Raw genomic sequence first — 13,505 nt, 5'->3', positions numbered from 1 at the left:
TCGGCTTCTATCCCAGTCTTGCCCGCGCCTTCGCCGTCCAGGCGTTGAACAGCCGGTCGGCGACGATGCCGATGAAGGCGATGGCCAGGCCGGCGACAATGCCACGACCGGAATCGGCCTTGGACAGTGCAATGAACACTTCCTGGCCGAGATCGCGCGTACCGACCATGGCGCAGATGATGATCATCGCCAGTGCCATCAGGATGGTCTGGTTGACGCCCAGCATGATCTCCGGCAGCGCCAGCGGCAATTGCACACGAAAGAAGGTCTGGCGCGGCGTGCAGCCGGAAACCTTGGCCGCCTCGATCAGCGCCGGCGGCACCTGTCGGATACCGTGATTTGTGTAGCGGATGGCCGGCACCACGGCGAAAGCGACGGTGGCGATCATGGCGGTGACGTCGCCGACGCGGAACAGCATCACCACCGGGATGATGAAGCAGAAGGACGGCAGCACCTGCAGCGTGTCGATGATCGGGGTGACGATCTTCTCGAAGCGGTCGCTGCGCGCCGCCATCAGCCCGATCGGGATACCGATCAGGCAGGCAATGAAGGCCGAGATGCCGCAGAGATAGACGGTGGCCATAGTCTTTTCCCACAGGCCGGTGACAGCGCAGAAGGCAGTCAGCGCCGCCACCAGCGCCGCCAGTCGCAGGCCGGAAAGCTGATAGCCGGCAAGGCCGAGCAGGAACACCGCGCCCAGCCATGGAAAGCCTTCGCAGAAGGCGCGCACCGGGTTCAGCACATTGAGGATCAGCGCCACGCGGAACGCCTCGATAATGTCGAAGAAGTTGATCGTCACCCAGTTCACCGCCGCCTTCCACAGCGGCGCGGTGGTGAAGGTGATCGCCTTTGGCACTGCGGCGAAGGCCGGCACAAACAGGCCGAGCAGCGTGGTGACGGCAAGGATGGCGATGGCCAGCGTCAGATTGGGGTAGCGTCGCCAGAGGCTTGGGCTCACGGCCTGATGAACATGGCCCTTTGCCTGTTTGTGCGCGATGGCCTGGCTCAGCCGGTCGAGCGCGATGGCCAGCGCGACGATGGCGAGACCGGCTTCCATCGCCTCGCCGACCTTCAGCGCGCGCAGCGCCAGGAGCACGTCGTAGCCGAGGCCGCCGGCGCCGATCATCGACGCGATGATCACCATGTTGAGCGCCAGCATGATCACCTGGTTGACGCCGACCATCAGCGTCGGCCGCGCCGAGGGCAACAGCACCCGCCACAGTTTCTGCCGCGCCGTGCAGCCGGCCATTTCACTGAAATCGTCGATCTCGGACGGCACCCGCGACAGGCCAAGCATCGTCGCCCGCACCATCGGCGGCGTGGCAAAGATGGCGGTGGCGATCATCGCCGACACCGGACTGTTGCCGAACAGCAGCAGCATCGGGATCAGATAGGCGAAGGTCGGGATCGTCTGCATCAGGTCAAGGGCAGGGGAGACAACAAGCCTTTCGGCCCACGGCTTGCGCCACGCCCAGATGCCAGCGAACAGGCCGGTGATGATACAGAACGGCACGGCGATAGAGATCAGCCCCAGCGTCAGCATGGCGCTGGTCCACTGCCCGAACAGAGCGATGTAGAGGAAACAGCCGCCGACCAGCAGGCTGAGTTTGCGACCGCCGACAGCGTGGCCGGCGAGGAAGGCGGCCGCGCACACGCCGACCCAGGACAGGCGCGGCAAGACAACGGTATCGGCGCCATGGCCGAATTTGAAATTCTTGGCCAAGAGATTGAGCGCGAAATCGAGCGGCACGCCGAGCACCGCGGTGATCGAGCGCGTGAGCCACGACAGGTTCGATTTGATCCAGCCCATCAGCGCGCTGACCCAGTCGGCGACGGGAACGACCGCGTCGGCCGGATAGTTGACGGCCCAAGGGACAGCGTCCTGCAGCAGGAACACCATGAGCACAGCGGCGAGTGCTGCCGCCCAGACAACAAGCCAGCGCTGAAGCGGCGGCCTTGCCTCGCTGGCGCTCGCCGTCACCGTCATGCGCGGGCTCCGGAGCTGTCGATGCCGGCCAACAGATCGATCACCGCTTGCGGCGTCACTTCGCCGATCGGCTTGCCCGTGCCGTTGACCACGGCGAACGGCTTGCCGGCGGAAACGATGCTGGCCGAGAAACTGGCGATCTTGGCCTCCGGCGCCACCGTCCCGCCATGCTCGGCGCCGTCGCAGGCGCGCATCAGGCTGCGCGCCGAGATCACCTTGGCGCGGTCGACGTCGCGGGTGAACTCGGCGACATAGTCGGTCGCCGGATTGACCACCAACTCCTCCGGCGTGCCGGTCTGGATGACCTCGCCGTCCTTCATGATGGCGATGCGGTCGGCCAGTCTGATCGCTTCGTCGAAATCATGGGTGATGAAGACGATGGTCTTGTGCAGCATGGTCTGCAGCCGCATCAGCTCGTCCTGCATCTCGCGACGGATCAGCGGGTCGAGCGCGGAGAACGGCTCGTCGAGGAACCAGATTTCCGGTTTGGTCGCGAGGCTGCGGGCGATGCCGACACGCTGCTGCTGGCCGCCGGAAAGCTCGCGCGGATAGAAATGCTCGCGGCCACGCAGGCCGACAAGTTCGATGACTTCGCGCGCCCGCACCTCGCGCGTTGGCCTGTCCTGCCCCTGAATGCTGAGCGGAAAGGCGATGTTATCCAGCACGTTGAGATGCGGCAGCAGCGCAAAATTCTGGAACACCATACCCATTCGATGGCGCCGCAACTCGATCAGTGCCGCGTCTGAAATCTTGAGCAGGTCCTTGCCTTCGAACTCGACCTTGCCATGCGTCGGTTCGACCAGCCGCGACATGCAGCGCACCAGCGTCGATTTGCCGGAGCCGGACAGGCCCATGATGATGAAAATCTCGCCTTGGCGGATTTCGAGATCGACGGCCCGTACCGCGCCGACCAGTCCGGCGGCAGCGACATCCGCCATGCTGGCCTTGCCGTCACGCTCGCGGATGAAATTGGCCGCGTTCGATCCAAACAGTTTCCAGACATTGCGGCAGGCAAGTTTTACCGGGCGGTCGTCCGCGCCTGGTTGCGTCGATCCCTGTTCAGTCGTCATCCAATCGTCCTTCTGGAATACCAAGATTTGAGGCCTGGCCGATCAACGGCCGGGTCTCATTTTTCCAGTCGGAACGATCACTGCGCCCAGGCTTTCCAGTCGGCCTCATGCGCGGCGATCCAGGCGGCGGCTACGTCTTCCGGCTTTTTGCCGTCGAGGTCGATCTCGCCGCTCATCTTGTTGAGCTCGTCGGTGTCGATCGTGTAGGCCTTGGCCACCTTGTAGGCGATCGGCCATTTGTCCTTCATGCCGTTCCAGGAGTATTTCCAGATCTCGCCATGCGGCTTGCCGCAATCATATTTGGCGTCGGGGTTCACACCCCATTTCGGGTCGTTGTAGCATTCGGGCGTGTATTCGGGGAATTGCACCCACTCGCCCTTGTACTTGGCCGGCGCCCAATGCGGCGAATAGATCCACAGCATGATCGGCGCCTTGCGCTGATAGGCAGAGTCGAGCTCGGCAAACATCGCCGCGTCGGTGCCGGCATGGATGACGGTGAACGGCAGTTTCAGCGCCGCGACGCGCTCGTCGTCAAAACCTTCCCAGGTCACCGGGCCGCCGAGATAGCGCCCCTTCGGCGCGGTCTCGGCCGTCGAGAACGACGCCGCGCATGTCGGGTCGAGCAGCGCATGCCAGTCCGGCAAGGTCGGGCATTTCGCCTTCATGTATTCGGGAAACCACCACTCTTCCTTGGCCTTCGGGCCGAGCTTGCCGAGCCGCTCCGTCTGGCCGGTGGCATCGGACGCCTTCATGGCTTCGCCGGCGGTCGTGTCCCAGAATTCCAGGCCGACATCGAGGTCGCCGTTGGTAAGGCCGGTGGTCAGGCTGGAGAGGTAATCGGCGGTCGGGTACTCGACGGTATAGCCGAGCTTTTCCAGGATGCCGCCGAGGATCTTGGCGTTGAGGTTGACGCTGGTCCAGTCGAACAGCGCGATCTTGATCGGGTCGTTGGATTCCGGCGCCGCGGCCCGTGCGGAAGGTGTCAACACGCTAAGTGTCGCGAGCGCGACGGCACTCATCAATAACTTCGAGATATAGCTGCGAAATAACATGCTTGTTCTCCTTCAAGCTGTGGCGGTTATTGTTCGTTCCCTTCTTGCGTCTTTTTATGATTTTGGTGGAAAGGTTGGTCGTTGCGCAAGGCCGTTGCCGCCGCGTCGCCGTTAAAGCCGGCGCAGACAGGATTGTGCTGAATTTCTGATATGATGGATGCCGTCGGGAGGGCCAGCGTCATGGCTGCCGATGGATCGCTGCGGGAGCGATCGCCTGCGGATCAATTGCCAGTCTTGCGGCGCCCTGCAAGGTGCAAGCCATCAAGGTCCCATGATCTCGGCTGCTGGCCTGGCAAGTCCCATCTCGCCCGGGCCGTTTCATAGGATGAAATTATATATACCAAGGTTCATGTCGTGCAACGACTAACGCTTCGCGGATGCACAAATTCAGACTGCAGGCAAAGTTCTGCCTCATGCGATCCTACCAGCAGACGTAGCCACCATCGACGATGAGGTCGAGGCCGGTGACGAAGCTCGATGCGCGGCTGGCCAGGAACACGGTCGGCCCGACCATCTCCTCCGGCGCCGCCATGCGTCCCATCGGTGTGTCGCGCTTGAAGATCTTTATCTCCTCCGCCACCTCGGGCCGTTTGTTCATCGGCGTCAACGTGTAGCCCGGGCTGACGACATTGACGCGCATGCCCCGGTCCGCCCACTCCATGGCAAGGCTCTTCGACATATGGATGACGGCGGCTTTCGAGGAATTGTAGTGCGCCTGCGTCAGTCCACGGTTGACGATGGTGCCCGACATTGAGGCGATGTTGATGATCGAGCCCTTGCGCCGCGAAAGCATCTTGCGTGCCTCGGCCTGGCACGACAGGAATACGCCGGCAACATTGACCTCGTGCACCTTCTGCCATGTCTCAAGCGACATCGTCTCGGCCGGCACTGAGCCGGCGATACCGGCATTGTTTACGGCGACCGTCAGCGCGCCGAGTTCGGCTTCGACGCGATCGATTGCCGCCGCGAGGTCGCTCTCCGAAGTGACTGTGCCGGTCAGCACCAAAGCCTTGCGCCCGAGTGCCGTGATCTGGTGAGCGGTTTCCTCCAACCCGCCCTTCGACGCATGGCCGAAACAGGCAACATCGGCACCCGCCTCGGCCAGTCCGATCGCGATTGCCTGGCCGATGCCGCTGCCGGCACCGGTGACCAGTGCGACGTCGCCGTCCAGTTTGAAAAGATCCATCAAGCCCTCCCGTTTCGAGGAGGTTATTGCCTATGCCGTCTTTCGATCAACCTCTTTAGAAGTTGCACGCTTTGGGACGCTTGCCGATGGACCAGTCCTTGAGCGGCACCGGCTTGAACCTACCCCTGATCGGCTTGGTATTCCCAAGGTCCTTGGAGACGGTGCCCTTGCCGGTGAGATAATTGATGTCGCAGCCACCGACCGTCGTCTTGACGCCATCCGACATCTGCTGGTTCCAATCCCAGCTGCGGCTGTAGCCGCCGACCAGCAATTGGCCCTGGCGATAGACGATGGTCAGCGTGTCCTCCGTCGACTCGCTGGCGCCGCAGCCGAAGCAGGACGTGATCACCAGCGATCCCTTGCCCTTGCTTTCAAGGTCGGTAACCCGGTCTTCGGTCAGGCCTTTCCTGACGAAATCCGGCCGGCGCGAGGGATCGAGCTTCTCCTCGCCGGCTGCCAGGTAAATAGTGAGATCGGCCGATCCACCAGGCGCCTGCATCACGACAGCCCGATCCATCTTGCCGTCCTGGTCGATGTCGAGCTTGAGCTCGAAAGCCGGCGCGCTTTCGGCAAACGCCGGTGCAGGCACCGCGACGAGAGCGACGAGCCAGGGAAGGGCCGCATGATGCAATGCTGTCTTCATGAGCAATCGTCCGCCACGGAAGCCCAGCGTAGCACTGGCCCGGGCGAACGAAAACGCGAAACTCTGGATGACTTCGAACGGGGTTAGCCAGTGACCGCTCAGAAATAGCCGCTGGACGCGGCCGTGGCCTCTTTCGGAATTTCGACGCCGTCGACCAGGATCTTGTCGACCAGTTCGTGGTGGAAGCAGACCAGCCCCTTGATGCGCTCGGCCTCGTGCACCGGCTCGGGATAATACCAGACAAGGTTTTCGTGCCGCTTGGCCTTGGTCGTCACGTGATAGTAGTTGGAGATGCCCTTGTAGGGGCAACGCGAGATGTAGCGACTGGGCGCAAACATATCGAGCCTGGTGTCCGCGATCGGCAGATAGTGGCGCACCGGGTGGCCGGTCTCGAACAGGAACACGCCACGGCGTGAATCGGCGACCTGCTCGCCGTCGAGGATGACCTGCACCCGCCGCGAAGAGGGCAGGCAGTCGACGCGGCGGAACGGGTCGCGGGCGTGGACGAAAATCTCCTCGTCCTCCTCATACCAGTGCGTCATCTTGGGCCAGTAGAAAGACATGTAGTCCGAGAGCAGGGGTGATCCGTTGACCGGATCGGCATAGCGCCAGGCGGCATCCTCGACCAGCGTGATGCCGGTGTTCAGCGAATAATGCGTGGCGACGCCCTTGAACGGGCTCTCGGTCGTTGTCGTGCTGGGCAACAGGAACTCCTCGCGCACGTCGCTCATCGGGAAATAATAGACCGGCAGATGGTCGCTCTCGTAGAGCACCAGCGCCTTGGTCGTATCGGCGACGATCATCGATCCCACCTGCACGCGCAGCCGCTTCTGCATCGGCATGGTGAAGGCGACATAGCCGGGTTCGGATTCATACTGCACGATACTGTCGAGCAAGGGGAAGTGCGGTCCGCGACCGCGCAAATGAGGCTTGCGAATGGTAGTCTCCCGTCTGCTTGTTTTAGTGGCCGTGCGGTTGGACACGGGGCTCACCCTATGGATACGCGATCGAGCAGCAGCCCGGCGGCAATCGGCGGCAAGCCGCTGACGTTCTTGCGCACCGGCACCAGCAAATCCGGGAAGTAGCTGAAAATGACAGGTGTCTCGTCGAGCAACAGTTTCTGGATATCGGAAGCGGCCGCGCGCTGCGCGCCGATGTCGAGTGCCCTGAGGTAGCTCGTCACCATGCCGTCATAGGCCGGGCTCTTGAAATGCGCCGCGTTCCACGGGCCGTCGCTGACCAGCGGGCTTTTCAGAAAGACGTTGGGCACGCTGCGATGCGCGTAGTCGGTGATCCCCAACGGGCTGTCCAGCCAGTCCGACTGTCCGAACACCGCCTTGCCGTAATATTTGTCCTGGTCCTCGATGTTGAGCGAGATGCGGGCACCGATTTCCTTGGCGAAATTCTGGAACAGCTGCGCGTAACCGGGAATGTCGGAATAGCGCAGCGTCGTCAGCGTGATGTCGAAGCCGCTGCCGAGGCCCGCCGCCTCAAGCAGTTGCTTGGCCTTGGCGATATCCTGCACGCGCTGCGGCACCGTCTTGTCGGTGGAAGGGAAGGCCGGCGCGAAAGGGCTGTCATTGCCGGTCGCCGCCATGCCGCGGCAGAGGCCATCGACCAGCTTGGAGCGATCGATACTAAGCGCCAGCGCCTGGCGCACACGCTTGTCGGTGAACGGACCGGTGTCGCAACGCATGTGGAGCTGGCGGTGCGCGGTCGAGGCGACACGCAGCACTGTGATGTCTGGGCTGTTCAGCACCACCTGGCTGACATCGAGCGGAACGGCGTCGAGGATGTCGACCTCGCCGGCTTGCAGCGCCAGGATGCGCGGCTGCACGTCGCCATAGAATTTGAACTCGAGCCGGTCGGGCAGCGCCTTCTCGCCCCAATAGTCGGGGTTGCGCACGAAGGTCGCGCCGACCTTCGGCGTGTAGCTCTCCAGCCGGAACGGCCCGGTGCCCTCAAAGGTCTTTTCGTAGTCGCCCCTGTAGCTCGCCGGCAAGATGACGGCGTTGTAATTGTCGATCGACACCGAATAGGGGAAGCTGCCGTTCGGCGCATCGAGATGGAAGGCGACCGTGTGGTCGTCCACCTTCTGCGTGCCGCCTTTCGACAGCAGGCCCTTGAACACGGAAAGCGCGTTCGAGGCGCCATTGGGGTCGGCCAGCCGGTCGAAGGTTGCGACCACGTCGTCGGCCTTGAAGTCCTCGCCATTGTGGAATTTCACACCCTTGCGCAGCTTGAAGGTCCATACGCTGCCGTCCGCGTTGGGCGCCCAGCTTTCCGCCAGCACCGGCTTCAAGGTGAGGTCAGGCTGGGTGATGCAGAGGAACTCGGCGGTCTGGAAAACCAGCTGGTAGCTGCCGCTGTCATAGTAGGTGACGGGATCGATGGCGCCGCCCGGCGTCGCCACGCCAGCGCGCACCGTGCCGCCCGGCTTGCCCTCGGCGCGGGACTTTTGCGTGCCAAGGCCGGCAGCCGCGACAAGGCCGCCCAGGAACGGCAGGGAGAGGCCAAGAACGCTGCCATGGCGCAGGAAATCGCGGCGGTCGAGCCGACCGGCCAGCAATTCGTCGACAGCGGAATTTTCGATTGCAGTGAGGTTTTTGCGAGCAGTGTCAATCGTCATGAAATGCCTTGGCATGGCTGCATTCCTCGCTTGCCCTGGGGAGATTGGCCATTTAGGTCATTGTTGACAGCGACCGGAAAGCGATATTTTTTGATAGGGGTCATCGAAATTTTCGATGCAAGGTGTGAGCATGGATACAGAAAACCTGCGCAGTTTCCTGGAGGTTGCCGAACATGGCAGCTTCACCGTCGCTGCCAGCCGCCTCAATCTCGCCCAATCCACCGTCAGTGCACGGATCAGGGGGCTGGAGGAGCAATTGGGGCGCCGGCTTTTCGTGCGCGACCGCGACGGCGTCACGCTCACCCCGGCCGGCCGGCAGTTCCTGCCGCACGCCTCTTCCATCACCCGCACCTGGGAGCAATCAAGACAGGATATCGCGGTTCCCGATGGTTACGAGACACTGCTGCGGCTGACCGCTCCCGCCTATCTCTGGGACCTGATCACCTCGCCTTGGGTCGAGTGGATGCGCACTGAGCGGCCGAATGTGGCGCTAAGGCTCGAAGGCAGTTTTCCGGATCTGGCGATCGACCAGCTGGCGGAAGGCCTGCTCGACATCTGCATCCTCTATCTGCCGCGTCCGCATCCCGGCATCGTCTATGAGACGCTGGCGGTCGATCAGGTCGTGCTTGTCCAGCACGCGGCGCAGACGAAGCCGTGGACTGACAACTACATTCTGATGGACTGGGGGCTGGAATTCCGCATCGAGCATGACCGCGCCTTTGCCGGCATGGTCAAGCCGGCCATTTCAGCAGGGTTGGTCTTCATCGGCCTGCAGCATGTGCTGTCGCAGCAAGCTTCGGCCTACCTGCCGCTCAGCGCCGTCAGCGGCCATATCGAGCGCGGTGAGATGCGACGCATCGACAATGCGCCAGTGTTCCAGCGGCCGATCTATCTTGCCTATCCGTCCAACCCGGTTTCGTCTGATGTGCTGGACGTCGCGCTGACCGGCCTGCGCACCTTGGCAAGGGACTGGGCGAAAGGTCGGGGATTTTCGGAAGGTGACCGTTCCCTCAGCATGGCCGGCCGGAGGTAACCGGCCAGCGCTGCCTTGCTATGCCGCCTCGATCACGGTCGCCTTCTGCAGCCTCGCCAGCTCCGCATAGGGAATATGGCATCGGATGGAATGGCCGGGCTGCGCCTCGGCCAGCGGCGGCTCCTGCTGCTCGCAGATCGGGCCGATCTTGCGCGGACAGCGTGTGTGGAACACGCAGCCTGATGGCGGGTTGGTAGCGCTGGGGATTTCGCCGTCGAGGCGAATGCGCGCCGTCTCGGTCTGGTCGAGTTTTGGAACGGCCGACAGCAGAGCCTCGGTGTAGGGGTGATGCGGCCCGGAGAAGACTTCCTCCGATGGCCCGATCTCCATGATGCGGCCGAGATAGAGCACGGCGATCTTGTCGGAGAGGTAACGCACCACGCCGAGGTCGTGCGAGATGAAGATGTAGCTGACGTCTTCCTTGGACTGCAGGTCGGCGAGCAGGTTGAGGATCGCCGCCTGCACGGAGACGTCGAGTGCCGAGGTCGGCTCGTCGCAGACGACGATGCGCGGATCCCCGGCGAAGGCACGTGCAATGGCAACGCGCTGCTTCAGCCCGCCTGAGAGCTGGCGCGGCTTGACGGCCAGGTGCCGGTCGGTAAGGCGCACCGAGCGGACGAGGTCGTCGAGGCGCGCCTCCTGCGCCTTGCCGGAGAGACCGGCCAGCCGCTTCAACGCGCGGCCGAGAATGTGGCGGATCGAATGCGAGCGGTTGAGCGCTGAATCCGGGTTCTGGAAGACGATCTGCAGGGCCTTGACCTGGTCGTCGCCACGGTTCTCCAGCTTTGGCGCCAGCGGCTTGCCCTCGAGCTCGATGGTGCCGCCGTCGTCGGGCGGCACAAGGCCGAGCAGCAGCCTGGCGAAAGTGGTCTTGCCGCTGCCGGATTCGCCGACCAGCCCCAGCGTCTCGCCGGGGCTGAGATCGAGCGAGACGTCCTTGACGGCGCGCAAGGGATGGCCGTGGCTGGCATAGGTCTTGTTCAGCCCGGCGACGCGCAGCACCGGTGCGGTTGTCGGCTTGGGCGCTATCGCAACATCGCTCGGTGTGGCGCGCGGCAGAGCTTGCGCCTTATCGTGATGGAAGCAGCGCGACAGACGTTTTCCGCGCTCGTCGCTCAGATCATAGAGCGGCGGCAATTCGGTGCGGCAGCGATCGTCGGCGAGCGCACAGCGGTCGGCGAAGGCACAGCCCTTGATGTCAGCGCCAATGCCCGGCAGGAAGCCGGGGATGGTGTCGAGCCGGCCCTGGTCCTTGCGCTGGCCACCGCGCGGCAGGCAGCGCAGCAGGGCAACCGTGTACGGATGTCGCGGATCGTTGAACACGACATCCGTTGGTCCTTCCTCCACCAGCATGCCGGCGTAGAGCACACCGACCCGGTCGCACATGTTGGAGACGACGGCGAGGTTGTGGCTGATGAACAGGATCGAGGCCGACAGTTCCTGCCGCAGCTGCGCGATCAGGTCGAGCACCTCTGCCTCGACCGTCGCATCGAGGCCGGTGGTCGGCTCGTCGAGAATCAGCATCGAGGGATCGTTGGCCAGCGCCATGGCGATCGCCACGCGCTGCTGCATGCCGCCCGAGAGCTGGTGCGGATAACGCTGCATGACGCTTGGCGGATCGGAGATACGCACGCGATTGAGCATGGCAATGGCGCGATCGGTGGCCGCCTGGCCTGTAATGCCGCCAAGCTCGAAGATCTCTGTCAACTGGCGGCCGATACGGATCGACGGGTTCAGCGCCTTGCCGGGATCCTGATAGACCATCGAGACGCTTTCGGCCCGAGCGCGCCGAAGCGCCTCGGCGTCGAGTTTCATCACATCCTGGCCGTCGAGCGAGATGGCGCCGCCCGATATCGAACCGTTCCTTGGCAGATAGCGCACGACGGTGAGCGCCACGGTGGATTTGCCGCAGCCGGATTCGCCGACCAGCCCGTAGGCCTCGCCTTGCCGGATGTTGAGGCTGAGGTTGCGCAGCACAGCGCGGTTGCGGCCAGCGACGCGATAGGCGACCGACAGATCGCTGAGTTCGAGGGCGTTTTCGGCCTTCGCGGACTTAGTCGGGGCGAGGTCAGTCATTGAGCGCTCCATGAACGCCGTCGGCCGCCAGGTTGACGCCGATCACCAGCGAGGCGATGGCGAGCGCGTCGAACAGCACCGTCCACCAGAAGCCGCCGCCGATCATGCCGTAATTACTGGAGATCGACAGCCCCCAGTCGGGCGAGGGCGGCTGAATGCCAAAACCCATGAAGGACAGCGTGGCGACCGCGAAGATGGCATAACCCAGCCGCACGGTGGTCTCGACCAGGATCGGCGGGATGACGTTGGGCAGGATCTCGACGAACATCGTATGCACGGCGCTTTCATGCCTGAGCTGTGCCGCCGCGACATAGTCGAGTTCGCGTTCGGCCAGCACCGCTGAGCGCACGGTGCGGGCGATGATCGGCGCGAAGCTCAGGCCGATGACGACGATGACGGTGGTCTTGGAGGTGCCAAGAGCGACGATCGCGAGCAGCGCGACGATGACCACGGGGATAGCCATGAAGGCTTCGAGGATACGGCTGACGACATCGTCGACGATGCCGCGGAAATAGCCGGTGAGCAGGCCAAGTGCGGTGCCGGCGACCGTCGCCAGCAAGGTCGCCAACGGTGCGACGGTGAGGATGTCGCGCGAGCCGACGATGACACGCGAGAAGACGTCGCGGCCGATCTGGTCGGTGCCGAACCAATGTTCGCGCGAGGGTGGTGCCAGCGCGTTGATGATGTCGTCGGCAAGCGGATCGTACGGCGCGAAATGTTCGCCGAAAAGTGCGCAGGCAACCCAGAACAGCACGATGGCAAAACCGACAAGAAACGTTTTGGAGCGCAGCAGCGAGAAAAAGACTTCCGCCATGGGGCTACGCCGGCGCGTGTCGTCTTGTGGCGGAGAGGTGGTCTGGACGGCGCTCATTAATCTGACCCCAGCCGGATGCGTGGATTGAGCACGGAATAGAGGAAATCGGCGATCAATGTCGCCACGGCATAGACGATGCCGATGGTGAGAATGCCCGATTCCAGCATCGGAAAATCCTTGCCGCGCGCGGCGGTGAAGATCAGCGAGCCGATGCCCTGGTAGCGAAACAGCGTCTCGATCACCACCAGGCCGCCGATGAGGTAGCCGGTCTGGGTGGCAATGACGGTGATGGTCGGCAGCAGCGCATTGCGCAGCACATGGCGCCAGATCACCGTGCGCCAGGGCAGGCCCTTGAGCACCGCGGTCCGCGTATAGTCGGAATCGAGCGCCTCGATCATGCCGGAGCGCGCCATGCGCGCGATATAGCCGAACAGCACCAGGAACAGGGGCAGCGAGGGCAGGATCAGGTAATAGAGCTGGGTGAAGAAGCCGGCATCCTTCGGCCACGCGGCCGAGATCGGCAGCCAGCGCAGCCAGACGCCGAAGATCAGGATCAGGATGATGCCGGTGACGAACTCCGGCAGCACCGTGACCGACAGGCCGCCGAGGCTGATGATGCGGTCGAGCGGCCGGTTGAGATTGAGTGCGGCGATGACGCCGCCGAGGATGCCGATCGGCACCACCAGCACGAAGGCGACCGCCGCCAGCTTCATCGAATTGCCCAAAGCGCCGATGACAAAGGGCGCCACCGGCGAACGGAAGATGTAGGACGTGCCCATGTCACCCTGGACAAAATTCCAGATCCAGGTCGCGTACTGGGTGAGCAGCGGACGGTCGACGCCGAGCGTGTGATTGAGCGCATCGACGGCGCGCTGGTCGGCGAACGGCCCCAGAATCGCGCGCCCAACATTGCCAGGCAGCACCTGGCCGCCCAGGAACACCATGATGCTGAGCAGGAACAATGTAACCAGCGACAGCGACACACGCCGTGCAAAGAAGGAGAGAATGGCTATGA

Annotated in this window: 11 protein-coding genes; 1 reads left to right on the top strand and 10 read right to left on the bottom strand. The window is 63.3% G+C overall.

What is annotated here, in order from left to right:
- Positions 1–7: 7 nt before the first annotated feature.
- The 7 genes from EB235_RS28225 to EB235_RS28195 form a co-directional block, all read right to left on the bottom strand.
- Positions 8–1,987 carry an ABC transporter permease gene (locus EB235_RS28225; RefSeq protein ID WP_027034117.1) on the bottom strand — a complete coding sequence of 660 codons (1,980 nt, stop codon included), beginning with the start codon at positions 1,985–1,987 and terminating at the stop codon, positions 8–10.
- The gene (locus EB235_RS28220) at positions 1,984–3,057 is read right to left on the bottom strand and encodes a quaternary amine ABC transporter ATP-binding protein (protein WP_027034118.1); all 1,074 of its coding nucleotides are present in this window, start codon (positions 3,055–3,057) and stop codon (positions 1,984–1,986) included. The genes EB235_RS28225 and EB235_RS28220 overlap by 4 nt, the downstream gene beginning before the upstream one ends.
- Positions 3,058–3,134: 77 nt before the next feature.
- Positions 3,135–4,109, bottom strand: a complete 975-nt coding sequence (locus tag EB235_RS28215; protein WP_027034119.1) for an ABC transporter substrate-binding protein — start codon at positions 4,107–4,109, stop codon at positions 3,135–3,137.
- Positions 4,110–4,530: 421 nt separating this feature from the next.
- The gene (locus EB235_RS28210) at positions 4,531–5,295 is read right to left on the bottom strand and encodes an SDR family oxidoreductase (RefSeq protein WP_027034120.1); all 765 of its coding nucleotides are present in this window, start codon (positions 5,293–5,295) and stop codon (positions 4,531–4,533) included.
- A 55-nt stretch (positions 5,296–5,350) separates the two neighbouring features.
- Positions 5,351–5,938, bottom strand: coding sequence for a hypothetical protein (locus EB235_RS28205; RefSeq protein WP_027034121.1), 588 nt, complete (start codon positions 5,936–5,938; stop codon positions 5,351–5,353).
- 98 nt (positions 5,939–6,036) lie between these two features.
- Complete coding sequence (locus tag EB235_RS28200) at positions 6,037–6,834, bottom strand: DUF427 domain-containing protein (protein WP_245268925.1); 798 nt, start codon at positions 6,832–6,834, stop codon at positions 6,037–6,039.
- A gap of 92 nt (positions 6,835–6,926) precedes the next feature.
- Positions 6,927–8,582: an ABC transporter substrate-binding protein gene (locus tag EB235_RS28195; protein WP_027034123.1), complete on the bottom strand. Its 1,656-nt coding sequence runs from the start codon at positions 8,580–8,582 to the stop codon at positions 6,927–6,929.
- Between the two features lie 115 nt (positions 8,583–8,697).
- Here EB235_RS28195 and EB235_RS28190 point away from each other — a divergent pair, with 115 nt between their 5' ends.
- Positions 8,698–9,600: a LysR family transcriptional regulator gene (locus EB235_RS28190; RefSeq protein WP_027034124.1), complete on the top strand. Its 903-nt coding sequence runs from the start codon at positions 8,698–8,700 to the stop codon at positions 9,598–9,600.
- Positions 9,601–9,618: 18 nt separating this feature from the next.
- On the opposite strand, the gene EB235_RS28185 is transcribed toward EB235_RS28190, so the two are convergent.
- The 3 genes from EB235_RS28185 to EB235_RS28175 are packed head-to-tail and all read right to left on the bottom strand — an operon-like array spanning position 9,619 to position 13,434.
- Positions 9,619–11,676, bottom strand: coding sequence for an ABC transporter ATP-binding protein (locus EB235_RS28185; protein WP_027034125.1), 2,058 nt, complete (start codon positions 11,674–11,676; stop codon positions 9,619–9,621).
- Positions 11,669–12,547, bottom strand: coding sequence for an ABC transporter permease (locus EB235_RS28180; RefSeq protein ID WP_027034126.1), 879 nt, complete (start codon positions 12,545–12,547; stop codon positions 11,669–11,671). The genes EB235_RS28185 and EB235_RS28180 overlap by 8 nt, the downstream gene beginning before the upstream one ends.
- The gene (locus tag EB235_RS28175; RefSeq protein WP_032926931.1) at positions 12,547–13,434 is read right to left on the bottom strand and encodes an ABC transporter permease; all 888 of its coding nucleotides are present in this window, start codon (positions 13,432–13,434) and stop codon (positions 12,547–12,549) included. The genes EB235_RS28180 and EB235_RS28175 overlap by 1 nt, the downstream gene beginning before the upstream one ends.
- Positions 13,435–13,505: the final 71 nt, after the last annotated feature.

Origin of the sequence: Mesorhizobium loti R88b, from assembly GCF_013170845.1 — a bacterium.
GTDB lineage: Bacteria > Pseudomonadota > Alphaproteobacteria > Rhizobiales > Rhizobiaceae > Mesorhizobium > Mesorhizobium loti_B.
The sequence above is the reverse complement of the archived record's forward strand: the minus strand, read 5'-3'. Positions and strand labels throughout refer to the sequence as shown.